The sequence below is a fragment of the Streptomyces sp. NPDC090499 genome, from assembly GCF_044769305.1.
Taxonomy (GTDB): domain Bacteria; phylum Actinomycetota; class Actinomycetes; order Streptomycetales; family Streptomycetaceae; genus Streptomyces.
Genome location: NZ_JBIVXP010000001.1, coordinates 1,028,556 through 1,050,515, shown reverse-complemented (window position 1 = coordinate 1,050,515; position 21,960 = coordinate 1,028,556). Strand labels below are relative to the sequence as shown.

Genomic DNA, 21,960 nt, shown 5'->3' with positions numbered 1-21,960 from the left:
TACCACCGGAAGGCTCGAACCGTGAAATGGACCGCAGCCCAAGTCCCCGACATGTCCGGACGGACCTTCGTCGTCACCGGTGCCAACAGCGGCCTGGGCCTGGCCGCCACCCGCGCCCTCGCCCAGCACGGCGCGCGCGTCGTCATGGCCGTCCGCAGTCTGAACAAGGGACATGAGGCCGCCGCACGGATCCACGACGAACAGCCCCGCGCGCGTCTGGAGGTGCGCGACCTGGACCTGGCCGATCTCGAGTCGGTGCGCGGCTTCGCCGCGGCCCTGCACGCCGACGGGGTTCCCGTCGACGTGCTGATCAACAACGCGGGCGTGATGGCACCGCCCCACTCGCTGAGCCCGCAGGGATTCGAGAGCCAGTTCGCCGCTGGACACCTCGGTCATTTCGCTCTGACCGGGCTCCTGCTTCGGACCCTGAGCACGGGCCGCGACCCGCGAGTGGTGACGGTCAGCTCGATGATGCACCGAGGCGGCCGAATCCACTTCGACGACCTCAACGGCACCCGCCACTACGCGCCGCAGGAGTTCTATCAGCAGGCCAAATTCGCCCAGACCGTCTTCGCACTCGAACTGCACCGGCGCCTCGGCGCTGCCGGCAGCCCGGTACGCAGCCTGCTCGCACACCCTGGCTACACCGCCACCAACCTGGCCACCACCGGCCCGAGGGGACTTCCTCGCCTCGCCGGACGCATCGGCAACCGGCTCCTTGCGCAGAACGTGACCATGGGAGTCCTGCCACAGCTATACGCGAGCACCGCCTTCGACGCGCGCGGCGGACAGTTCTACGGCCCTGACGGACTACGCGAAATGCGGGGCCACCCGACCCCCGTCAAACCCGATCCTGCCGCAGAGGATCCCACCACGGCACAGCGCCTGTGGGAGTTGTCCGAAAGCCTCACCGGTATCCGCTACAACCTGTCCGCACCAGCCTGACCGAACCGGCAGCCCTCGCCTCACGGGCGCATCGCTCACGAGACGGTCTTCGGCGTCCGGCGGGCGGAAAGTGAGCTGATTTCCCGTCCTTCTCATTCGAATGACTACTCGCGCATGGTCAGGCCGCCGTCGACGGAGAGGATCTGGCCGGTGATCCAGCTGCCTTCGTCGGACAGGAGGAAGGCGAGCATGGAGGCGAGGTCGTCCGGCCGGCCGAGACGGGGGAGGGCGGTGTCCTGCAGGAACTCCTCCGCGGCCTCGTCCGTCACCACCCTCGCGGCCGCCTCCGTCAGGACCGCGCCCGGGGCGACGGCGTTGGCGCGCACGTCCCGCTTGCCCCAGGTGCGAGCCGTGTGACGGGTCAGCGAGTGCAGCGCGTGCTTGGAGGCGCTGTAGGCGGTGGGGGCAGGGCCTCCCAGGAAGGGGCCGGCCGAGGAGACATTGACGATCGAGCCGCCGCCGGCGGCGACGACGGCGGGCAGGCTCTCCCCCGTCACAACACGCAGGAGTACCGCCTGTTCTTCCTGCCGGCGGGCCTTCGGGGGAAGGCCACGGACGATCGGGCGACCGGGCTCCTGCGCGTGCTCGCCCCCGGCGGCGAGGCAGGGGAACGCGCCTACCGCGAGGCGTACCCCCAGGCCACACCGACGAGCTGTTCGAGTACGTCTTCTCGGACTGGCTGTTCCGTATGCCGTCCCTGCACCTGGCCGAGGCACACGTGGCGGGCGGCGGCCGGGCCCACGTCTACGAACTGACCTGGTCCGCGCCGGGCAGCGGCGGCGTCTTCGGCTCCTGCCACGGCCTGGACCCTTCCACTGCTCTTCGGCACGTTCGAGGCGGACCTCGGCCGCCTGCTGTTCGACGGCGCCGAGGTCACGCGGGAGGCGAAGGAACTGTCGGCCCGCTTCCGCTCGGCGTGGACGGCGTTCGCGAGGACCGGAGACCCGGGCTGGCCGACGTACGACCCGCAGGAGCGGCTGGTGCAGGTGCTGGATGTCGAGCCGGAGGTCAGGCAGTACCCGGAAGAGGCGTCGAGGAAGCTGTGGGAAGGCCACGACTTCCCGCCTCTCCCGCTGCTGAGCTGACGACCGTCAGCCAAAGATCAGATCAGGTAGGTGCGGAAGGCCATGACCATGCGAGCAATCCAGTACGACCGGTTCGGTGACTGTGACGTGCTGCACCCGGCCGACATCCCCAAGCCCGTACCCCGGAGCGGCCGGATTCTGGTGCGGCTGACGGTTGCGGGCGTCAACCGCTGGACAACACCGTGCGCTGGGGGAAGCTGCCGCCCGGAGCGGTCAAGCCCTTTCCCGCCACACCGGGAAGCGTCGGCGTGGGAACGGTCGAGGAACCGGGTGAGTCGGGCTGGCGGTGGGCAGTGAAGCCGGGGAGGTCCGGCGCCCCCGGTACGCTGCCCTACCGGGGGCGCGGGCGTTCGTGCAGGTGCAGTGCCGAGGGGTGCGACCGGTCGTGGTGGTAGGTGTCGGTCCCGGCTTTCTGGCCGTAGAAGTGGGTCATGGGGGCGTCGGTGATCAGCGAGTCCTGGTTGGTGATCTCCAGCCGGATGCGGTCGCCCGCACGGGCGAGGAACGACAGCGGCAGCATCTCGATGCGGAGTTCGTAGACCTTCCCGGGCTCCACCGGCTCCAGGGCGTTGTGCAGGTGGAACGGGCGCATGTCGCTGGTGAGTTCGGGGTCTTCGGCACGGTGGGAGGCACGCAGCCAGCCCTGGCTGACCTTGATCGGCAATCCGGCTCCGGGGTCGCCGGGTACGAGGGAGAGCTTGACGATGACGTCCATGTCGGCCTGGTCCGTGGAGGCGTACAGCGTCAGGGTGGCGTGGCCGGTGAACTCACGGTCCTCGGTCATGGGCGCGGTGGTGAAGGTGTTGACCCGCGCGACGTGGTCGGGGACGCCGTGCTTGTCGAAGACCGTGACGCCGGCCATCCATCCGGGGTCCGGGTAGGACCAGGAGGTGGACGCCCGGTCCGAGGTCGGCCCGGTCTCGGTGAGCGTCCCGTCGTTGAGGGAGCGGACGGCGCCGCTCTGCTCGTCCGCGAGGTGGAAGGTGCTGGTCCGCACGTCCGGGGGCGGCCAGGAGGACGCCGAGCGGTAGGTGTCCTCGCCGTTGACGTAGAAGCGGACGTCGGGCTTGTCCATCACGCCGTTGTCGGCGCCCTTGAGATGGTGGTCGTACCAGGGCAGCAGTTCGGTGCGGTGGAAGTCCTCGTCGAAGTAGTACCGCTGCGCGGCGGCGAAGCTGTCGGGGTGGGCGACCAGCAGTTTCTTGGGACCCCGCACGCGTTCGAAGCCGTAGAAGTTGCCGCGCAGGTGCAGCGCGGCCTTCCCCCACACGCCGATGGAGAACACGGGGATGTCGATCTCCGGCAGTTCCCAGAACGGTGAGCGGCGACGCTGCCACTCGTCGTCCAGGGGATGGGAGAGGACGTCGTAGACGAAGTCCTGCTTGTCGCCGACGTGGAAGTCGATGCCGTCGATCTGGTGCTGGACCAGTACCGAGCCGAAGAGCCAGGTGCTCAGGAAGCCCTGGACCGGTATGCCGCCGTGGTACATCCAGTCGCGGTACATGTCGGTGGCGCCGTCGTACGCGACGATCGTCCGCAGGTGCGGCGGGCGGGTGCGGGCGGCGTTCCACTGGCTCCAGCAGTAGTGGGACATGCCGATCATGCCGATCGCGCCGGTGGACCATGTCGCGGCGGCGACGTGTTCGATCATGTCGTGGACGGCCTCGCCCTCACCGCGCGACACCGGGTCCCAGGTGCCCTCGGAGCGGCCGGTGCCGGGCACGTCCATGGCGACGTAGGCGTAGCCGTGGTCGAGGTAGAGCTGGATGGGGCCGTACTCGATGAACGGGAACACGGGGTGCGGCGGCAGGTGCCGCAGCGCCTGCTGGTACGGGGAGGCGCCGAGGACGACCGGGAACGGCCCCTCGCTGTCGGTGGGAAGGTAGACGTCGGCACGGACGAGATCTCCGGCGCGGGTGCGGACCTCGGTCTCGAAGGGGGCCACGTTCACATCGACCATGACAGTCGTTCTCCAGGCTCTTCCGGGGGGTGCGGGGCGGTCGCGGTCACGGCTGGAGTACGGCCATGCTCACGACGGCGTCGGTCCTGTGCGGTCGGCGGGCGCTGTGCCCTCGCCGGTGGGAATGAGCGCGACGACGGGGATCACCCGTCGCGTCCTGCGCTGGTAAGCCGCGAAGCCCGGGTAACGGCGGGCCTGCTCCGCGAAGGCGGTGTCGCGCTCGGCGCCACGCAGCTCCTCCGCCCGTACGGCGATCTCGTCGTCACCCACCTCGATCCGGACCGCGGGATGCGCGAGGAGGTTGTGGTACCAGTCCGGATTCCGGTCGGAGCCCGCCTTGGAGGCGAAGACCAGATAACGGCCCTGATCGGCCAGGTACATCATCGGATTCACCCGGGCGGCACCTGAGCGCGCCCCCACGGTGTGCAGCAACAGCACCGGGGCCCCGGTGAACCCGCCGCCCAGCTGCCCGTGGTTCGCGCGGAACTCCTCGATATTGCGTTCGTTGAAACCGGTCGTGTCAGCCATTGTCTCTCCGGCGGGGGAGGGGATGGACGGTTCCCGAGCCGTGCGGCGCGCGGTGTGCCGTGCCCACGCCCTGCCCGCGCCGGGGCTCCGGGCTCGGATCTTCATCGTGCTCTTCGGGAACCCGACGCCACCAGACGCGAGGCTGAGACCAGCAGTACCACCTGGCGGTTTCCGAGCCTCGGGACCGACCAGGACGGTCCTGGCCTCGGGAGTGCCCGCGCCCGACACCGCGCCGCGGGAGGCGGCCGATCACTTCGGTGAGACCGGACGCGGGCGGAGAGGAAGAGAGGAAGAGAGGAACCGATGGGACAGGGACCCCCGCGGTACTGCGTGCCGGACGGCGTCCCGTCGGGTGCTGCGGGCGGTAAGGGCCGTGGAACGTGCGGGTGTCTCGCCGGAGCGTGCACCCACCTGCCGTCATCGCGTCCTGACCGCGGGCAGGCCATCGCGCAGGTCCCCCTGGTGAAGGGGCAGTTCGGCCGGAGGAGGGCGCGATGGTCTGGTCCCGTTCCGCCCCGACCTGTTGTGGCTCCTGGAGCCGACACGTACGGCAGACGGTGTCGAGACGAACAGGGTGTTGTGCGAGCGCCTCCCGCAGGAGCTCGTCTCAACCACCGTGCTCACAGGGCTGCTGGGCACAGTTGGTACTCCAGTCGCAGATCGTGATCTCGATGGTGAGGGGCGCCGAGGAGACAGGTGGCCGACGTCGTCGATCATCCGGGCGAGACCGGCCACGTCATCGGGGCCTCCGTCCCTTCTCCGTCTACCCGAGCCCACCGCGACGGAGGGCGTCCCTCATCTCGCTGAGCTTCGCGGTCGTTGCCGGGGTCCATTCCTTCTTCTGCCCAGCGAGACGGAGGGCGTCCTCGATCTCGATGAGCTTCGCGGAGGACAGGACGCCCGCCCGTTCGATCAGGTCGTCCCGGGACACCGTGGTCAGCCACGTGCAAGGGGTGAAGCCCGGACACGGGAGAGCGAACCGCAGCACGCCTTCAAAGGGCAGTCCGTCCACGGCACCCACTGCCACCTCGATGCCCAGGCCGCTGATGTCGACGCCCGCCGGAGCGACGACCTGCATCACCCGGATCCCGGACGCGTCGACTCCCGACAGGAGTACCACCAGCCGCCGCTCGTCGAACTCGACCCACCAGACTTCGCCACGCTGCACATGTCCTCCTGACACGGGACGGCAGGCGGACGCTGCGCGACCCTGACGCGCTGTGGAGACGGGGGCGGTCACCGTTGATCATCGGTGTGTGAAGACTGAGGACATGCAGTGGCCGCAGGTCACAGCGTAGACCCGGCCCGCTGGCAGGAGGCGTTCGAGGGCCTGATGAGCCGGATCGCGGGACGGTTCGCTCGGGCCGAACCCCGGCTCCGGGTACGGCGGTTGGTGCTCGGGCTGCTGTCGGACCTGCCGCGCAGGAACCTGCGGCTGGAGTACTAGCCTGATCGAGTGAGCGAGATGGAAGCGCCGCTGATTGCGGACGTCTATCCCGGACTGGTGTCGTTTCTGGAGGCGGCGCTGGCCGCCGAGGGGGAATCCGCCCTGGCCCAGGCTCTGCTGCGGTTGCCCTTTCACGGATGGTGCGGGTGCAACGTGAATTGCACCTACCTGCGGACCGCTCCCGCCGCCCATGCCGGCAGCGCCTGGATACACCTCGACGACGAGGAGGAGCCCCGGGTATGGCTTCAACTCGACCGGGACCGCACCTCATTCGTGGGAATGGAGATCTGCGAGTTCGACCTGGGGCCCGCCCCTGCGCTCGACCCCGACCGACCTGCCGGCCTCGGGTGACACCAGGGCTGTGCTGTCCTTGATCTTCTCCATCGCAACGGCGGTGGGGAACGTCCTGTCCCATCGGTGCGAGCTCGCCTCAGAACGTCGCGGAAGTGCTCTCGACCTCGGGTGCGGCTGCGCTGCCCAGCAGGCGCAGAGCCGCCTCGGAGGGTGAGCCGGGTTCGGCCGTGTAGGCGATCAGGCGCTGGCCGGACGAGCCGGGGATGAGGAGGTTCTCGAAGCTCAGGTCCATCGTGCCGACCAACGGGTGACGCAGCTGCTTCACCCCCGAGGTGCAGGTGCGCACCGGATGACGGGCCCAGCGGGCGGCGAACTCGTCGCACTGAACGGTGAGTTGGCCGACGAGTTCGGTCAGCCGGCGGTCGTCGGGGTGCCGGCCGGCGATCAGCCGCAGCGAGGCGACCGCGAGCTGCGCCTCGTCGTGCCAGTCCGTGTACAGCGCGCGGTAGCGGTCGTCGAGGAACAGCATCCGCGTCACATTGGGCCGGGTGCCCGGCGTCTCGGGGCTGTCCGCGGGCAGATGCGCGGCGAGCAGTGCGTGCCCCAGCCGGTTCCAGGCCAGTACGTCGTTGCGGCGGTCCAGGACCAGCGCCGGAACCTCGGACATGGCCGCCAGCAGCTGCCGGGCCGAGGGGCCGGCCTGCTCCGCGCGGGGTGCGGTGCGGCGGGCCGCGGTGGTGGTGGGGCGGGCCAGATCCTTCAGGTGCGCGGTCTCGTCGTCGGTCAGCCGCAGGGTGCGCGCGATCGCGTCCAGCACGGAGTCCGAGGCGCTGAGGGCGCGGCCCTGTTCGAGACGGGTGTAGTGGGTGATGCTGACCCCGGCGAGCATGGCCAGTTCCTCGCGGCGCAGCCCGCTGACCCGGCGGCGGGTCGGATGCGGGGTGATGCCGACGGCTTCCGGACGCAGTGCGGCACGGCGGGACCTGAGGAAGTCCCCCAGTTCGGACGGAGCGTCCATCGATGCCTCCCGATCACTCCCCTCCATGATGCCCGCCCGCCGCGCCGGTCGTGAGCCGTAAGGGTGGTCGTGTGATGACCACCCTTGCGCGGGCTGTGCGAGACAGGGTGCTGGCTGGGGTCCCGGGCCGAGACGAGTCTCTTTCCCGGCGGTGCGCACGACAGACGCACCGCAGATGCTCGAACGAAAGGGACTCGACGTCATGTCCGTCACTGAATCGGACACGGCCCATGCGGCCGTAGGGACGGCCCCGGCCGTCCTCACCCCGCGCCTGCGGCTGGTGCTGGTGCTGCTGCTCGCGGCCCAGTTCATGCTGGCCGTGGACTTCTCCATCCTGAACGTGGCGCTGCCGGTGATCGGCGAGGGCCTGGGCTTCTCGCTGGCACATCTGCAGTGGATCGGCACCGCGTTCGCCTTGTGCGCGGCGGGCTTCACCCTGCTGTTCGGCCGGGTCGCGGACCTCTTCGGTCGCCGTCGGCTCTTCCTCGGCGGTCTGGTGGTGCTGGGCGCGGCCTCGCTGGCCGGCGGTCTGGCGCAGGACCCGGAGGTGCTGATCGCAGCCCGTGTCTTCCAGGGACTCGCGACCGCCGCGGTGACCCCGGCCGGCCTCTCGCTCATGACGACCTCGTTCCCGGAGGGTCCGCTGCGGGAGAAGGCCCTCGGACTCAACGGGGCCCTGATGTCCGCCGGGTTCACCACCGGCGCGATCCTCGGCGGCCTGCTGACCGACCTGCTCTCCTGGCGCTGGGCGTTCTTCATCAACGTGCCCGTCGCCCTCGCCGTCCTGGTCGTCGCCCCGACGGTCATCAAGGAGTCCCGGCCCGACGAGCGCCCGAAGCTGGACGTCCCCGGCGCCGTCAGTGTCACCCTCGGCCTGCTGGCCGTCGTCCTCGGCCTCACCCAGGCCGGTGAGCACGGCTGGGGCTCCGCGAACGCCCTGCTGCCGCTGGCGGCCGGGGTGCTGCTGCTGATCGTGTTCTGGGCCGTCGAGCGCAGGGTGAGCGCCCCGCTGGTGCCGCTCGGCGTGCTCGGCGTGCGTTCGGTGGTCTGGGGCAACGTCGCCGGCCTGATCGCCTTTCTCACCGAGACCTCCCTGGTCTTCCTGCTGACCCTCTACCTCCAGGAGGTCCTCGGCTTCTCCCCGCTGGCCGCCGGTCTGTCCTTCGGCGTGCTCGGCATCGGAACGGTCGTCGGCGGCTCCATCGCCCCCAAGGTCATCGGGAAGACCGGCAGCAGGCGGACACTGATCACGGGCGGCATCCTGCAGACCGTGTCCACGGCCGCCCTGCTCGGCCTCGGTGCCGCCCACTCCTCGCTCTGGCTGCTGCTGGTCGCCACCTTCGCCGGCGGTGTCGGCAACATGCTCGTCATCGTCGGCTTCATGGTCACCGCCACCTCCGGCCTCGCCGACCAGGAACAGGGCCTGGCCACCGGGCTCGCGACCATGACCCAGCAGATCGGCATCACCATGGGCACGCCGATCATGAGCGCGATCGCCACCGCCGCGATGACCGGCACCGGCACCGGCGCCTCGGCCGTCCTCGGCGGACTGAAGACGGCCATCGCGGTCAACACCGCCCTCGTTCTCCTCGGCACCCTCACCAGCGCCGTGTTCCTGCGTGGTGCGCGGTCGCGTGCACAGTGACTCACGACGGTACGAACCCCGCGCCGGCCTGGCCGCTCCGGACAGGGACAGAGACAGAACACAGGGACAGAACACAGGGACAGAACACAGGGACAGGGACAGGGACAGGGCTGTACGCCCGGACGGCCGGTGGTCCGGTGAGGTGCAGTGGCGGCCGGGCCGGCTGGACGCGGGGACCCGTCGCCTACCGGTACGGATCTACCGGCCCGGACCGCGGTCGTACGGCTGGCTGGTCCGGGCGCACGGCGGCAGCTGGCAGGCCGGGTCGGTCGAGCACCGGCACGGGCCCGTCATGGACCTCGCGCGGACCTCGGGGTGCACGGTGGTCAGCACCGACAGCGCGGGCGGCACCCTCGCCGCCTGCGCGGCCCTCGCCCGCCGCGACCGCGAACAGCCGCTCGCCGCCCAGAGCCCGGTGCTGCGGCCGGACGGTGTCGCGGCCAGGTGGTGCAGGGCGTGCTGCAGGACCGGCAATTCCGGTCCTGGGTAAACCAGTTGGGCGTTGACGGCTGTATCAGAGTGTCACTGCTGTGATCCTGTGGAGGGACTCTGAAATGGATGCCGAACCTGTGGTGGTGGTCGTGGTGCTGGCCTTCGTACGGCTGGTGTACGCACTGGCGGCGCTGTGGACGCAGCCGGCGCGGGAGCGCGCGTGGGCGCACGCGCTGGCCACGGTCGTGCGGGCGGCCGGGCCCGGCGGCACGGTGGAGGTCACGCGCGCCGACGGCCACATGCTGACCGCGCGTTCGGCGAGAGCCGCCGAGCCGGCCGCCGCTCCGGCCGCCGAGTCGGCAGGAGCGGGCCGGTGAGTGCCGAACAAGCCCTGGAGCAAAGGGACTTCGAGGATTTCTTCGCGTGCGCGTACGAACGTGTCCTGGCGCAGGTGATCATGCTCTGCGGCAGCCGTGAAGACGCCGAGGACGTCACTCAGGAGGCGTTCCTGGAGGCCTACCGGGCCTGGGACCGGATCGCCGGGTACGACCTGCCCGAGGCGTGGGTGTACCGGGTCTCGGTCCAGCGGCTGTGGAAGACGCACCGCAGGCGCAGAACGGGGCAGGACCGGCTGCCGGACCTGCCGGTGCCGGTCCAGGCGGGCCCCGAGCAGAGTGCGGAGGCTCGCGAGGTGCTGCGGCTGCTGGCCGGCCTGCCGCCACGGCAGCGGGTCACCATGGTGCTTTTCTGTCTGCACGGCTGGTCCCAGAGCGAGATCGCCAAGACGCTGCGGATGACACGCGGCGGCGTCGCCGCGAACGTGTCCAAGGCGCGCCGGACCCTCAAGGAGGCGCTGGACATGGCCGGGGACGACACGAGCCGGCACGACCCGTTCATGTCCGGCCCGGCGCCGGCCGGTCCGGGCCGGCCGGGCGTGGGCCGGACCGGCCTCGGCAGCGACCCCGTCGTCATGGCACTGCGCAACGCGCAGGCATGGCTGCGGGCGGCCGTCGAGGCGGACCCGGAGAGGGTCGGCCGGGCGCGGGCGGCTCTGGCCCGCAGGCTGGGGAAGAGACCGTGACCGCCGTCCTGGGGTGGTTACGCGGCCTGTTCGCCGTGGGGATGCTCGCCGGGTTCTACGTCGTGGCGTTCGCTCTCCTCGCGGCCGACGCGGCACTCGTCGGTCTCACGTTCTGGGGGATGACCGAGATGCCCTCACAGGCCGGCAACTGGTCGCTCGTCCTGGGCGGCAGCATCCCGGCGGCCTCCGCCCTGCTGTACGGGATAGCCACGGTGAGCCGCACGGAGGAGCCCTCGCCCGACGCCGTTGTCCTGCAGCGTGCCGATGCGCCCGGCCTGTGGCGGCTCGTCGAGGATCTGGCCGGGCAGTTGCGCACCCGGCCACCCAGCCGGATCTGCCTGACGCCGCAGGCCAACGCATCCGTGTCGGAGGATGCGCGGCTGCTCGGCTTCGCGGTCGGGGAGCGGACCATGCACCTGGGCGTGCCCCTGCTCCTCTGGCTGAAGCCCGTGGAGCTGCGGGCCGTGCTCTGCCACGAACTCGGCCACTACGCGGGCCGGCACACCCGGTTCGGCGCGATCACGTACAGGGGGGCCGCGTCGCTGCGCTCCACCCTGTTCCGGCTGCGGATGACCGCGCGGTCGGACGAGGCCCGGCTCGGGTACGCCTGGCTGTTCCAGGCGGCGATCGGTGCCTACGCCTGGGTGTATCTGCGCCTGTCGCTGGCGGTACGCCGACGCCAGGAACTGGAGGCGGACGCGGAGGCCGTCGCCGCGGTCGGTCCGGAGGCGACCGCCCGGGCGCTGCGCGCCGTCCACGCGCTCGGCATCACCTGGGCCGGGTTCGAGAGCCGGTATCTGCGGCCCGTGCAGCGACTCGGGTTCGTGCCCGAGGACGTGTTCGACGTGTTCGCCGCCATGGTGGGCGACCCGCTGGTGCGCAAGCGGATGGCCGAACTGCGTGCGCACCCGGTCGAGGCGAACCGTTCCCCGCTGGACTCCCATCCGCCGCTGGCCCGACGGCTGGCCCTGATCGAGGCGCGGCCCGCCGGGCGCCCCGGGGCCGTTGCCGAGGAGGGGCCGCTGGTCGCCGACCCGTCACCGGTGCCCCGGGTGCAGCGGACGATGCTCGGCGAAGCAGGCCGCTCGGCGACAGCACTGCCCCGGACGGCCTGGGCCGGCCTGGCCGCCGAGGCGTTCGCCATCGAACTCGCGAGCCTCCTGCTGGACGCCGCACGCGACACCCCCACGAGTGCGCGCCCCACTCTCGCCACCGTTCTCGGCCTGCTGGAACGCGGGGAGCAGACGGAGCTGACACGCCGTCTCACCGACGCACCCGAGCCCGAGGAACAGCTCGCCGAGGCCCTGTACGCGCTGACCGGGCAGGCGCTGGCCGGGGCGGGCCGCGCGCGCTGGGTGCTCAGCTGGACCCAGGGCTACCTCCTGGACTGCCCCCGGGACCCGCGCGGGCGGCTGGACGATCTCGTCGCGGGAGCCGCACGCGACCGCACGGCGGTGCCGGCCCTGCGCGCCGAACTCGCGCGCCTCGGCCTCGACATCGAGGCGCCGGTCGTACTGGCCCTGCGTACCGTGGCCGCACCGGCCGGCCGGGCGAGGGCCCGGCGGAGCACCAGGAGCGCGCCGAACCTGGTCGTCGAGGAACTCGCGCGGCAACGCACGGTAGCCAAGGTGACCATGGGGGCCCTGATCGTCGCGGGCGTGGTCTGGGGGGTCGCGCTGATCGGCTCCGACTCCTCCTCGCCCTACCCGCAGTCCTATCGCACCGGGCTGCCGACGACGCTGTCCCCGCAGTACACGCCGGGGCTCCGCTATCCCAGTCTCGAGCCGGAGCCGGGCTTCACCGTGCCGGTGCCGATCCACACCCCGTTGGTTCCGCTCCCGACGCCGAGCCTGCACTTCCGCATCCATGTCGTCGTACCCGGGGACACGCTGTCCGGCATCGCCTGCACGTACCGCATCAGCGTCGAGGACCTGCGAGAACTCAACGACCTGGGAAGGGGAACCGACCTCGCGGTGGGACGGATGCTGCTGGTACCGGCGCAGGGGCAGGGCTCCGGGAACCGGACGGCGGACTGCGGGTGACCGGAGCGGCTCAGCGGCGGCGTCGTTTCGGCCGCGGTTCGTCGACGGGCTTCCACCAGGCGAACCGGTCGGCCCGCCGCCACGAGCAGCCCGGGTCGTACGCCGGGAAGGACCCGGCGTACATCTCCTGGTCACCGACGGGGTTCGAGCCTGCGCCCGGGTGCGGGCCGGCGCCGGAGGACCACGCGAAGGGGTCGGCCGCCGCCGGCGGCGGCCCGGCGGAGGTTCCGGGCGCAGCGCGCGTCGGCGCCTGGCGGCGGCGGTCGTACGCCCTGCGCCGCACCGGGTCGGACAGCGTCTCGTAGGCCCGGTGCACGTCCCGGAAGGCTTCCGCGTCGCCGCCGCGGTCAGGATGGTGGGCCAGTGCGCGGCGGCGGAACGCGCGCACGATCTCGGTCCTGGTGGCATCGGCCGGTACACCGAGCACCAGGTAGAAGTCCGGTTCGTCCGCGGCGGTCACCGGGCCGCCACCTCGGCCTGCCGGCAGACCAGCCGCCACGACGCGCGGTGCGCGGGACCGGACAGGGCCGAGCCGTGCCCGGACACGAATGTCACCCACCGGCGTCCGGCCAGGTAGCACCAGACGTCCAGCTCGTCGTCGTCCCCGCAGTAGAAGCAGTCGCCCCGGTCGAACACATCGCCGTTGACGAACGGCCACTGCAACCGTGCCTGCGCCTCCACGGGCAGGTTGCCGAGAAACCCGCGCAGGCGCTCCGGCAGCGGCAGTTCCGCGCAGTCTTCCCGCGGCGCGTCGCCGACCGGCAACGCGAGACGGCCGGAGCGTGCCCGTGCCGGTTTCTGTACGACCACCGCGTGCCGCAACGACGACGGTACGAACGGCACGACCGTGAGCAACTGCGCGGGCCCGCCCCGGTCGTTGACGGTCGGTGTGGCCACGGCGAGACCCCGTTCACCGAACACCACCGCGTACGGACGCTCGTTGTCCGCGGGGTGGCAGTACGCCCACCACTCGACGATCGGTCCGACCCTGGTGACCATCCGGTCGCGGACCGCCTCGCTCAGCTGACGCCACCAGTACTCGCGGCCGGGCCGGTCGACGAACCGGAGCGTCGCGGCGTCGTGCACGGGAGCGTCCACCCCCGTGGCGCGTCCCGGAGCAGGCAGCGGCCCGGACCGGCGATCCACCGGGCCGGCCGCACCGGCCTTCCGCCGGGGCACGGGGTGCGACGCCATGCGGGACCTCCCAGGGATCGGATCCACCGGCACCGGCCACCCATTGTGGCGGTGCCGCTTCCGGCAAGGAAGAGCCCCAGGGCCGTCGCGGGACCGTTGCGGGGCGGGCGGCCCGTTCGGCCGGGTCCGGACCCATCGGCGTACGGATCAGCAGGCAGGCCACAGTGACGGCGGCGTACGACAGGGCGTCCGCGAGGAACGGCGCCCAGCGGGCCAGCGTGAACAGCGTGCCGCCGAGCGGTGCTCCGGCCAACTGGGCACTGTGGTCCCGTACTTCCGCCCGGGTGAAGGCGGCCCTGAGCTGCGCCCCCGGGACGATCCGTCGCACCAGCGGTGCCGCCGCACCCGCGAACACCGCGGACGCCAGGCCCTGCACCAGCGCCAGGGAGGCGATCAGCGGCAACCACGGGCGCCCGGCGGCCACTTCCCAGCAGACGGTTCCCATCACGGTGAGCTGGATCAGGGAGGCCCCCACCAGCAGCGCCCGGCGCGGGCAGCGGTCGGCGACCACGCCGGCGGGCAGCAGGCCCGCGGCCAGTCCGGCGCTCGCGCACGTCCCGACCACACCGGCCGCGGCGGCGGAACCCGTGGAGACCAGCATCAGCAGCGGGAACGCCAGCCTGGAGACGCTGGTGCCCAGCGTGGACACGGCGGTACCGGACCACCACAGGTTGTGGTCCCGGTTCCGCCACAACGACGGAGGATCCTGCTCCGCGGCCCCCCGGGTGTCCGTGGTCACCGCCCCCGCAAGCTCGTGCTGATGACCTGGGCGGTGCGCGTGACAGCGTCGGCGATCCGCTCCAGACGGTGCGCCGGATCGGTCACGGCACACAGGGACGCCAGCGGCGCCTGCCCCGGCCGTCCGCGCAGCGGTACGGCCACGCAGCACACCCCCGGCACGAGTTCCTCCCGGTCGAAGGCGGCGCCGCGGGCCCTGATGACGGAGGCCTCCCGCGACCAGGACGCGGGCGGCGGGCCCGGCAGGGCGGTGGGACCGGCAGCGGCCATCAGTACCTTGCCCGCCGCCGACCGCCACGGCCAGACCGTCCCGCGCCGGCACTCCACCGGTTGCCCGGCTCCCGTGCCGGGCACCCATTCCAGGACCAGTGTCTGCCCCTTCCACAGCACGCAGATCCCCACGGCGGCCCCCGTGAGTTCCGCCAGGCCGCGCATCGGCTGCGGCGCGGCCGATCGCAGCCCGGGGTAGGGCTGCCACCGGTGCCCGAGGCGGAACATCTGCGGCCCCATCCGGTAGTTGCCGCCGTGCCGTTCCAACGCGCCCAGCTCGGCCAGCTGCTCAAGGAGCCGGTGGGCGGTCGACTTCGGCAGGCCGCACTCCGCCGCCAGCCTCGTCGGCCCCGCCTCCCCGGCCCGCTCCACCGCCTCAAGGAGCCCGAAGGCGCCTTCCAGCACACTGCGGCCCGCGGCGCCCGGCGCCGCGGGCATGGCCGCCGCCGACGGCGCCGCCTTCGTCGTCCTCGTCACCGCCGCCGTGGCCAGTGCCCCGGCCGTCGGTGCGCGCCGGGGTTCCGCGGGCCGTTCCCGCACCTGCGCCCTGCCCCGCATGTCCGGCGCGTCGTGTCTGCCCGCCATGTGCGGTGCATCTGCACCGGTGCCGCCGCGTCCGTTCAAGCCCCTCAACCCCCGTCGCGCGCATGGAGCATCAGTCCGGCAGTACGTCAGAAGGCTCGCATCCGGGCATGTGCCGAAACGTTGTCGAATGCCTGTCGGAAATTACGGGCGAAGGTGAAAGATGGCATCAGGTGCCGGGGGGCAGGGGAGCGAACAGCATGGTGCAGGTGCACTTATTGGGGTCTGTGGAACTGTCGGTCGGGGAGCACGTGGCGGAGGTGGGACCCCCGCAGCGCCGTACGGTGATGGCCGCGCTGGCCGTGGAGATCGGCAGGCCCGTCGGGGTGGCCACGCTCATCGACCGGGTCTGGGACGCCGGCCCGCCGAACGCTGCGCGGCGGGCCGTGCACGCCCACATCGCCCGGATCCGGCAGGTGTGCGTGCAGGCGGCCGACCGCGGTGAGCGGCCGTTGCGCCTGGTGCGCCGTTCGAGCGGCTACGTGCTGGACGCCGACCCCGAGCAGGTGGACGTGCACCTGTTCCGGCAGCTGGTCGACCGCGGTCAGGATCCGGAGCTGCCGGACGACACGAGGGCGGCACTCCTGCGTCAGGCGCTCGGCCTGTGGCGCGGGGAGCCGCTGAGCGGACTGCACGGGCAGTGGGCGGCGCGGATGCGGGAGACGTGGCGGCGCCAGCGGGTGGACGCCGCGGTCGGCTGGGCCCGGATCGAGTTGCGCCGCGGCGACCCCGATGCGGTCATCGGTCCGCTCACCGACCTGCTGGCCGCGTACCCGCTGACGGAGTCCCTGGCCGAGATGCTGATGCGGGCCCTGCACGACAGCGGGCGCAGTGCGGAGGCACTGGACTGCTTCGCCGACGTACGGCGGTGGCTGGCAGAGGAAGTGGGGGCGGATCCCGGACCGGCACTGCGCTCGGTCCACGAGGCGATCCTCAGCGGCCACCGGTCCCCGTCCGCCGGCCCGGAACCGGCACTGCGGACCGCCACCGCGCGGCCGGCGCCGCCGTCGTCCCGGGCGACGCCCGCGCCCGCACTGTCCCCACCGCCGCGGCCCGGCCCGGCACTCTGGCCGCCGGAGAAGCGGCAGCCAGGGGTCACCCCGGCCCAACTCCCGCTCGTGGTGCGCGGTTTCACCGGACGCGACGAGGAAATGGCCTGGCTCCTGTCGAGCCTCGGCCAGGCCCCGGGGAAGTCTCCCGCGGTGGTGATATCGGCCGTCTCCGGTATGGCGGGGATCGGGAAGACCGCGCTCGCGGTGCACTGGGCGCGCCAGGTCGCGAGCGAGTTCCCCGACGGGCAGCTCTACGTGAACCTGCGGGGGTTCGATCCCCGCAGTTCGAGGGTCACGCCCACGCAGGCGGTGCGCGGGTTCCTGGACGCGTTCGGCGTGCGCCCGGAACGCGTCCCGTCCGGTCTGGAGGCCCAGGTGGGCATGTACCGGAGCCTGTTGGCGGGGCGGCGGGTCCTCGTCGTGCTGGACAACGCCTGGGACGAGCAGCAGGTACGGCCGCTGCTGCCGGGTGCGGCAGGCTGCATGGCGCTGGTGACCAGCCGCAACCGGCTGACCGGACTCGCCGTCTCGGAGGGCGCCCACATGCTGTACGTGGACGTGCTCGGTCCCGACGCGGCCAGGAAGATCCTGGCCGAACGCGTCGGGGCGGACCGGCTGGCGGCCGAGCCCGACGCGGTGCAGGAGATCGTCGCCTGGTGCGCCGGCCTGCCGCTGGCGCTCGCGGTGGTCGCGGCACGGGCGGCGGCACCGCCGCACCGGCCGCTGAGCACGCTGGCACGGGAGCTGCGGGAGGAGCGCCACCGGCTCGACGCGCTGGACGCGGGCGAGGTGGCGAGCCAGGTGCGGGCCGTCCTCTCCTGGTCGTACCGCGCCCTCAGCGCCGGTGCGGCACGGCTGTTCCGACTGCTCGGCCTGCATCCGGGACCGGACGCGGGACTGCCCGCGATCGCCGCGCTGGTGGGAATCCCGCCGCGGCAGACCCGGGAGCTGCTGTCCGAGCTGACCAGGGGGCACCTGCTGTCCGAGCAGGTGCCGGGCCGGTACACGTTCCACGACCTGGTGCGCGTGTACGCGGGCGAACTCGTCGCCGAGTGCGACGACGAGCAGGTGCGGCGGGAGGCGCTGTACCGCATGCTGGACCACTATCTGTACACCGCGCGAGCGGCCGACGCGCTGGTGACCCCGCAGCCCAATCCGATCGAACTGCCGGCGGCCCGGCCGGGAGCCAACGTGGGCGACCCCGCGGACTACGACCGTGCGCTGGCCTGGTTCACGGCCGAGTGCACGGTGCTCCTGGAGATCGTGCGCCTGGCACCGAAGGGCTTCGAGGGCCATGTCTGGCGGCTGACCGCGGTCGTCACCACCTACCTGGACCGGCACGGATACTGGCAGGCGCTGGAGGACGCCGGCCAGCGGGCGATGGCGGCGGCGCGGCTGGAGGACGACCGCGCCGGCCAGGCCTGCGCCCACCGCACACTGGGACTGGCCCTCGACCGCCTGCAGCGTCCGGCATCGGCGCGTGAACACTACACACAGGCACTGGAGTTGTTCGCCGCCCTCGGCAACGAGGCCGGGCAGGCCCGGACATGCCAGCACCTCGCCCGCCTGTCGGGGACGCAGGGCGACCGCCAACAGGCTCTGGAGCACGCCCGGCGCAGCCTGCGGCACTATCGCGCGGCGGGTGACCGGGCGGGCCAGTCGGCCGCGTTGAACCACATGGGCTGGCAACTCGCGCACCTGGGCGACTACGACCGCGCCCTGAGCCACTGCCGACAGGCCCTGGCCCTGGCCCTGGCGTCGGAGGACTTCAACGGGCTGGCCCACACCTGGGACAGCCTGGGCCACATCCACCATCAGGTCGGCCAGCACCAGCAGGCGGTGGACTGCTACCACAAGGCGGCGGAACTCTTCCACACCACAGGGGAACGCAACCACGAGGCCAGATGCCTGACCCGCCTCGGCGACTGCTACGACAGCATCGACCAGTCCGCCCGCGCGCAGGACACCTGGACCCGGGCCCTGGCCGTCGCCGCCGAACTGGGCCTGCCGGAACAGGAGGAGCTGCGGACGGAGATACACCAGCGCCTGCTCCGGTGAGCGGGTGCGCCGGCCGTCAGAGCCGCCGCAGTCCGGACAGCACCCTCTCGATCAGTGCCTGGGTCGGGACATCGCCGGCGTCGGTCGCCGTCTCGTGGACGTGGATCACTCCGCGGTCCGCCATGTCACCGAGGAGCACCTTGGCCACGCCCAGCGGCACCGCCAGGAGTGCCGCCACCTCGGCCACCGACCTCGGCTCCCGGCACAGGTCGAGCACCGCGTGGTCCCACTGGGTGACGGTTTCCTGCACGCCGCCCGGACCGGCGGCGGTGACCAGGGTCTCGACCTCGAAGTGGTGGTCCGACCTGGTCCGGCCGCCGGTCCACACGTAGGCCCGGACGAATGCCGCGGCCGCCGCCCCCGGCTCCCACGTGCCCTGCTGGTGGTCCGTCGGTGCGCTCGGCTCGGCCGCGGGCGGCGGCGCGGCCTCCTCGTCGCGCACCGCGGGCCGCGGTGCGTCACCGGTGCCGGAGGTCTTCCGCCGGCGTCGTCCGGTGCCGAGACTGAACGCGTTGAGCACGTCGGCGAAGGTCTGTTCGTCCTTCGCGTCCTGGTCTCTTCGAGGGCCGGGCGGTCCTTCACCGGTGCTCATGGTCTCCTCGTCCGGGCTAGCGGGCCGCGGCCTGCTGGAACTGCTGCAGCTCGGTGCGCAGTTCCGGGGTCAGCAGCTCGCCGACCTGGTCGACGAGCACGGTCATCTCGTAGGCGATCTGGCCGATCTCGCAGTCCGGAGCGGCCAGGGCGACCAGACAGGACCCGTCCCGGATCGACATCATCAGCATGTTGCCGTGCTCCATCTGGACCACGGTGCGCAGCGCCTTCCCCGTGTCCAGGCAGTCGGCGGCACCCTGGATGAGGCTGACGGCCCCCGCCGCGACGGTGGAGAGCTGTTCGGCACGGTCGCCCGCCAACTGGTCCGACGCGGTGAGCAGCAGTCCGTCGGCCGAGATCACGACGGCGTGCGCCACATGCGGAACGCGTTGCGTGAAGTTGGTGACCAGCCATCCGAACTGGCTCACCTCCGGCGACTGGGGTGAAGTCATGGGTTCTTCCTGCCCGTTTCCGATGAGTTGTGCGTCTGGTCGGGCTGGGTCCGACGGATGCCCGACTGGTAGCTGCTGAGAAAGCTCTGGGCGCGGCCGGCCTTCGCGCTCGCGGCCGCCCCGTCCCCGGCGGCGGGCGGCTCGGCCCCGGCCGGAGCGGATCGGGTGCGCGGCACCCTTCTGGGCAGCCCGGCCTGCGTGCGGCCGGCCGTCCGGTCGGGCCCCTCCGCGTCGCGCCCGGCCGCAGGCCTGTCGGCGGCCGCGGCCGCCGACGGTGTGGGCGCGGGCGGTGCGGGTGCGGGCTCCTCCGTCGTGGCGACGGTGAACCACGACGGTGCGGCGGGTACCCCGGGCGCGCCGTCGTCGTCGGCCGGGGCGGGCCCTGCCGTCACCGTGGCGGCGGCGAACGGCCGCTGCGGCGGGCGTGACGGTGTGTCACCGGGGCCCTTCCGGCCGCCGCGCGTCCGTACCGGAAGCGCGCCGGAACGGCGTCCGGACGCGGTGGCAGGCTGGTCCGTGCGGTCCGTGCGGTCCGTGCGGTCCGTGCGGTCTGTCTGGTCTATGCGGTCTGTCTGGTCTTTCTGGTCTGTGCCGGCCGTCGGTGCCTGTGCCGTGACCAGCTTCGCCGGTACCCGCACGCGTGCCAGCACTCCCTTGACGTCCGGCTGCGAGCTCAGACTGACGGCGATGCCGTGCCGGGTGGCCAGGCGGCCGACCACGAGCAGGCCCAGCTGCCGGGACGCGGGCGTGTCCGCGGCGGTGCCCGTCGCCACGCGCCGGTTGGACCTGGCGAGGTCGCCCGCGCTCATCCCGATTCCCTCGTCCTGGATCTCGATCAGCAGCGAGCCGTCGAGCTCCCGGGTGCCGCCGACGACCACCTGGGTGTGCGGCGGGGAGAACGTGGTGGCGTTGTCGAGCAGTTCGGCGACCAGCCGCCCCAGGTCACCGGCCGCGTACCCGATCACGTCGACCGGCGGGCCGGGCCGGACGAGGACGCGCCGGTAGTGCTCGATCTCGGAGACCGCACCCCTCAGCACGGTGTCCGCCGCCGCGCTCTGGGAGGAGCGCACCAGGGGGCTGCCGCACAGGACCATCATGTTCTCGTTGTTGCGCCGCATACGCGTCGCCAGATGGTCGAGCGTGAAGAGGCTGGCCAGTTGCTCCGGGTCCTCCTCGTGCCGTTCGAGCTGTTCCATCAGCCGCAGCAGCCGGTCCACCAGGCTCTGGCTGCGCCGGGAGAGGTTGACCAGGGTGTCCCTGAGGTCACCGCGCAGCGCGGCCTGCTCCGCCGCCAGCCGCACCGCCTCGGCGTGCACCGTGTCGAACGCTCTGGCGAGCTGCCCGAACTCCTCCGTGGTGTGGACCGGCACGGCGTCCACGACGGTGTCCGCCTTGCGCCCCTCGCGCATGTTCTCGACCGCGGCGGGCAGCCGGTGCTCCGCCACGTCGAGTGCGGTCGAGCGCAGGACGGTCAGCGACCGCAGCAGATGCCGGCCGATCCCGAGACCGATGGCAAGGGCGAGCAGCAGCACCGCGAAGAGGATGACGGACGCCAGACCCGCCTGGTCGCTCGTCCGGTCCTGCATCCTGGCCGACGTGGTGCGCATGGTGCGGAGAAAGCCGTCCGCCGCCTTGTCGACGAGCGCACCGGTGGTCTCCGAGTCGCGGTTCCAGCTCTCGACCGGGACCCGCAGCGGCGTGGTGGCGTGCTCCTGCTCCTGCGCGGCAGGCTCCCGGAGGGCGGCCAGCGCGTCGCTCACCACGTGCGCGCGCCGGCTGACCGCCGGGCCGGTGACCGTCCGCCGGTAGCCGCTCAGCTCGGCGGGGGTGGCCACGGCCCGGAAGGCGGCGAGGCCGTCCCGCAGCCGCAGGTCGGCCTCCTGCAGCGCCTTGAGGAGCGTCGGGGCCGTCGGACGGCCCCGGCCGGCAGCCAGCAGCAGGATCGCGTGTTCGAGGTGGATCTGCTCCTCGACCCCCTCCAGGCCGTACAACGCGGTTGCCGATCTGGTGAGTTCAGGGCTGATGAACCCGCTGACGAGTGCCTGGTCCAGATCGAGCAGCCCCGTGATGATCGTGCCGTAGTCGCCGAGGGCGGTCCAGGAACCGATGCTGCCGGACGCCACCTGTGCGCGCAGGGCAGGCAGGCGGGCCAGGAGGCCGACGGCGTCCGCGTAACGATTCGCCGCGACGCCCGTGAGGGAGGCGTGCTGCTGCTCCGTGCGGGCGACGGCGGTCCGGGCGCTGTCGACACTCCGCGTCTGCTGCCGCAGGCCGGCGGGGTCGTCGACGGCGCCGGCGGTGTCGGCGCCGAGCAGTTCGACGGACATCGTGCGTTCCATCTGCAGGGCCTGCAGCAGCGTCCGCAGCTGACCGCGCATCCTGACCAGGCGTTGCAGGTCCGCGTAGGAGTTGGCGCGGGTCACGTCGTCATGGATCTGCACGACGCCCAGGCCGACGGCGAGCAGGGCCGGTACGAGCAGCACCGCCGTCAGTTTCACGAGCAGCCGCCAGTTCCGCCACTGCACCAGCGAAGCCCACAGCGACGG

Annotated in this window: 19 protein-coding genes and 3 pseudogenes; 10 read left to right on the top strand and 12 right to left on the bottom strand. The window is 72.3% G+C overall.

Going from position 1 to position 21,960, the window contains the following annotated elements:
* The first annotated feature begins 21 nt into the window (after positions 1 to 21).
* Positions 22 to 945 (top strand): oxidoreductase, encoded by a 924-nt coding sequence (locus tag ACIQVL_RS04865; RefSeq protein ID WP_403474372.1) that lies wholly within the window; start codon positions 22 to 24, stop codon positions 943 to 945.
* 104 nt (positions 946 to 1,049) lie between these two features.
* Here the strand turns inward: ACIQVL_RS04865 and ACIQVL_RS04860 are convergent, their stop codons facing one another.
* Positions 1,050 to 1,442, bottom strand: coding sequence for an SDR family NAD(P)-dependent oxidoreductase (locus ACIQVL_RS04860; RefSeq protein WP_403474371.1), 393 nt, complete (start codon positions 1,440 to 1,442; stop codon positions 1,050 to 1,052).
* Here ACIQVL_RS04860 and ACIQVL_RS04855 point away from each other — a divergent pair.
* Positions 1,401 to 2,030, top strand: a pseudogene (locus tag ACIQVL_RS04855) (carboxylesterase family protein); the annotation flags it as partial. The gene ACIQVL_RS04860 and the pseudogene ACIQVL_RS04855 overlap by 42 nt on opposite strands.
* Positions 2,031 to 2,361: 331 nt before the next feature.
* Here ACIQVL_RS04855 and ACIQVL_RS04850 read toward each other — a convergent pair.
* The 3 genes from ACIQVL_RS04850 to ACIQVL_RS04840 form a co-directional block, all read right to left on the bottom strand.
* Positions 2,362 to 3,990, bottom strand: a complete 1,629-nt coding sequence (locus ACIQVL_RS04850; protein ID WP_403474370.1) for a CocE/NonD family hydrolase — start codon at positions 3,988 to 3,990, stop codon at positions 2,362 to 2,364.
* A 69-nt stretch (positions 3,991 to 4,059) separates the two neighbouring features.
* On the bottom strand, positions 4,060 to 4,518 hold the full coding sequence (locus tag ACIQVL_RS04845) for a nitroreductase family deazaflavin-dependent oxidoreductase (RefSeq protein ID WP_403427938.1): 459 nt from the start codon (positions 4,516 to 4,518) through the stop codon (positions 4,060 to 4,062).
* 763 nt (positions 4,519 to 5,281) lie between these two features.
* Positions 5,282 to 5,686, bottom strand: coding sequence for a type II toxin-antitoxin system PemK/MazF family toxin (locus ACIQVL_RS04840; protein ID WP_403427941.1), 405 nt, complete (start codon positions 5,684 to 5,686; stop codon positions 5,282 to 5,284).
* A gap of 108 nt (positions 5,687 to 5,794) precedes the next feature.
* On the opposite strand from ACIQVL_RS04840, the pseudogene ACIQVL_RS04835 reads away from it, so the two are divergent.
* Both ACIQVL_RS04835 and ACIQVL_RS04830 read left to right on the top strand, forming a co-directional pair.
* Positions 5,795 to 5,947 (top strand): annotated as a pseudogene (locus ACIQVL_RS04835) (IS701 family transposase); the annotation flags it as partial.
* 27 nt (positions 5,948 to 5,974) lie between these two features.
* Entirely contained in the window at positions 5,975 to 6,316 is a 342-nt protein-coding gene (locus tag ACIQVL_RS04830; protein WP_403427943.1) for a hypothetical protein, read from the top strand.
* A gap of 79 nt (positions 6,317 to 6,395) precedes the next feature.
* Here ACIQVL_RS04830 and ACIQVL_RS04825 read toward each other — a convergent pair whose 3' ends face one another.
* Positions 6,396 to 7,277, bottom strand: a complete 882-nt coding sequence (locus ACIQVL_RS04825) for a helix-turn-helix transcriptional regulator (protein ID WP_403474369.1) — start codon at positions 7,275 to 7,277, stop codon at positions 6,396 to 6,398.
* Positions 7,278 to 7,479: 202 nt separating this feature from the next.
* Between ACIQVL_RS04825 and ACIQVL_RS04820 the strand changes: the two genes are divergently transcribed.
* From ACIQVL_RS04820 to ACIQVL_RS04800, 5 genes are all read left to right on the top strand, one after another.
* Positions 7,480 to 8,922, top strand: coding sequence for an MFS transporter (locus tag ACIQVL_RS04820; RefSeq protein ID WP_403474368.1), 1,443 nt, complete (start codon positions 7,480 to 7,482; stop codon positions 8,920 to 8,922).
* 142 nt (positions 8,923 to 9,064) lie between these two features.
* The gene (locus ACIQVL_RS04815; RefSeq protein WP_403474367.1) at positions 9,065 to 9,412 is read left to right on the top strand and encodes a hypothetical protein; all 348 of its coding nucleotides are present in this window, start codon (positions 9,065 to 9,067) and stop codon (positions 9,410 to 9,412) included.
* A gap of 64 nt (positions 9,413 to 9,476) precedes the next feature.
* A complete protein-coding gene (locus tag ACIQVL_RS04810) occupies positions 9,477 to 9,731 on the top strand; it encodes a hypothetical protein (protein ID WP_403474366.1) in 255 nt (84 codons plus the stop codon).
* Positions 9,728 to 10,435: an RNA polymerase sigma factor gene (locus ACIQVL_RS04805; protein WP_403474365.1), complete on the top strand. Its 708-nt coding sequence runs from the start codon at positions 9,728 to 9,730 to the stop codon at positions 10,433 to 10,435. Before ACIQVL_RS04810 ends, ACIQVL_RS04805 begins: the two co-directional genes overlap by 4 nt.
* Complete coding sequence (locus ACIQVL_RS04800) at positions 10,432 to 12,477, top strand: M48 family metalloprotease (RefSeq protein ID WP_403427955.1); 2,046 nt, start codon at positions 10,432 to 10,434, stop codon at positions 12,475 to 12,477. The genes ACIQVL_RS04805 and ACIQVL_RS04800 overlap by 4 nt, the downstream gene beginning before the upstream one ends.
* Before the next feature lie 10 nt (positions 12,478 to 12,487).
* On the opposite strand, the gene ACIQVL_RS04795 is transcribed toward ACIQVL_RS04800, so the two are convergent.
* The 4 genes and pseudogenes from ACIQVL_RS04795 to ACIQVL_RS04780 form a co-directional block, all read right to left on the bottom strand.
* Complete coding sequence (locus tag ACIQVL_RS04795; protein ID WP_403474364.1) at positions 12,488 to 12,937, bottom strand: DnaJ domain-containing protein; 450 nt, start codon at positions 12,935 to 12,937, stop codon at positions 12,488 to 12,490.
* Positions 12,934 to 13,671: a hypothetical protein gene (locus ACIQVL_RS04790; RefSeq protein WP_403427959.1), complete on the bottom strand. Its 738-nt coding sequence runs from the start codon at positions 13,669 to 13,671 to the stop codon at positions 12,934 to 12,936. Before ACIQVL_RS04790 ends, ACIQVL_RS04795 begins: the two co-directional genes overlap by 4 nt.
* 133 nt (positions 13,672 to 13,804) lie before the next feature.
* Positions 13,805 to 14,320 (bottom strand): annotated as a pseudogene (locus ACIQVL_RS04785) (MFS transporter); the annotation flags it as partial.
* A gap of 86 nt (positions 14,321 to 14,406) precedes the next feature.
* Entirely contained in the window at positions 14,407 to 15,264 is an 858-nt protein-coding gene (locus tag ACIQVL_RS04780) for an IclR family transcriptional regulator (RefSeq protein WP_403474363.1), read from the bottom strand.
* 197 nt (positions 15,265 to 15,461) lie between these two features.
* Between ACIQVL_RS04780 and ACIQVL_RS04775 the strand changes: the two genes are divergently transcribed.
* Complete coding sequence (locus tag ACIQVL_RS04775; protein WP_403474362.1) at positions 15,462 to 18,371, top strand: AfsR/SARP family transcriptional regulator; 2,910 nt, start codon at positions 15,462 to 15,464, stop codon at positions 18,369 to 18,371.
* A 16-nt stretch (positions 18,372 to 18,387) separates the two neighbouring features.
* Here the strand turns inward: ACIQVL_RS04775 and ACIQVL_RS04770 are convergent, their stop codons facing one another.
* The 3 genes from ACIQVL_RS04770 to ACIQVL_RS04760 are packed head-to-tail and all read right to left on the bottom strand — an operon-like array spanning position 18,388 to position 21,939.
* Positions 18,388 to 18,963 (bottom strand): DUF742 domain-containing protein, encoded by a 576-nt coding sequence (locus ACIQVL_RS04770; protein ID WP_403474361.1) that lies wholly within the window; start codon positions 18,961 to 18,963, stop codon positions 18,388 to 18,390.
* A gap of 16 nt (positions 18,964 to 18,979) precedes the next feature.
* Positions 18,980 to 19,414 carry a roadblock/LC7 domain-containing protein gene (locus tag ACIQVL_RS04765; RefSeq protein ID WP_403427966.1) on the bottom strand — a complete coding sequence of 145 codons (435 nt, stop codon included), beginning with the start codon at positions 19,412 to 19,414 and terminating at the stop codon, positions 18,980 to 18,982.
* Positions 19,411 to 21,939 (bottom strand): nitrate- and nitrite sensing domain-containing protein, encoded by a 2,529-nt coding sequence (locus ACIQVL_RS04760; RefSeq protein WP_403474360.1) that lies wholly within the window; start codon positions 21,937 to 21,939, stop codon positions 19,411 to 19,413. The genes ACIQVL_RS04765 and ACIQVL_RS04760 overlap by 4 nt, the downstream gene beginning before the upstream one ends.
* Positions 21,940 to 21,960 lie beyond the last annotated feature (21 nt).

What these genes read in the sequence shown, in the direction of transcription:
- ACIQVL_RS04780 (WP_403474363.1), bottom strand. Translation starts at nt 15,264, where the DNA reads ATGGCGGGCAGACACGACGCGCCGGACATGCGGGGCAGGGCGCAGGTG.
- ACIQVL_RS04775 (WP_403474362.1), top strand. Translation starts at nt 15,462, where the DNA reads ATGGTGCAGGTGCACTTATTGGGGTCTGTGGAACTGTCGGTCGGGGAG.
- ACIQVL_RS04770 (WP_403474361.1), bottom strand. Translation starts at nt 18,963, where the DNA reads ATGAGCACCGGTGAAGGACCGCCCGGCCCTCGAAGAGACCAGGACGCG.
- ACIQVL_RS04765 (WP_403427966.1), bottom strand. Translation starts at nt 19,414, where the DNA reads ATGACTTCACCCCAGTCGCCGGAGGTGAGCCAGTTCGGATGGCTGGTC.
- ACIQVL_RS04845 (WP_403427938.1), bottom strand. Translation starts at nt 4,518, where the DNA reads ATGGCTGACACGACCGGTTTCAACGAACGCAATATCGAGGAGTTCCGC.
- ACIQVL_RS04810 (WP_403474366.1), top strand. Translation starts at nt 9,477, where the DNA reads ATGGATGCCGAACCTGTGGTGGTGGTCGTGGTGCTGGCCTTCGTACGG.
- ACIQVL_RS04790 (WP_403427959.1), bottom strand. Translation starts at nt 13,671, where the DNA reads ATGGCGTCGCACCCCGTGCCCCGGCGGAAGGCCGGTGCGGCCGGCCCG.
- ACIQVL_RS04820 (WP_403474368.1), top strand. Translation starts at nt 7,480, where the DNA reads ATGTCCGTCACTGAATCGGACACGGCCCATGCGGCCGTAGGGACGGCC.
- ACIQVL_RS04825 (WP_403474369.1), bottom strand. Translation starts at nt 7,277, where the DNA reads ATGGACGCTCCGTCCGAACTGGGGGACTTCCTCAGGTCCCGCCGTGCC.
- ACIQVL_RS04850 (WP_403474370.1), bottom strand. Translation starts at nt 3,990, where the DNA reads ATGGTCGATGTGAACGTGGCCCCCTTCGAGACCGAGGTCCGCACCCGC.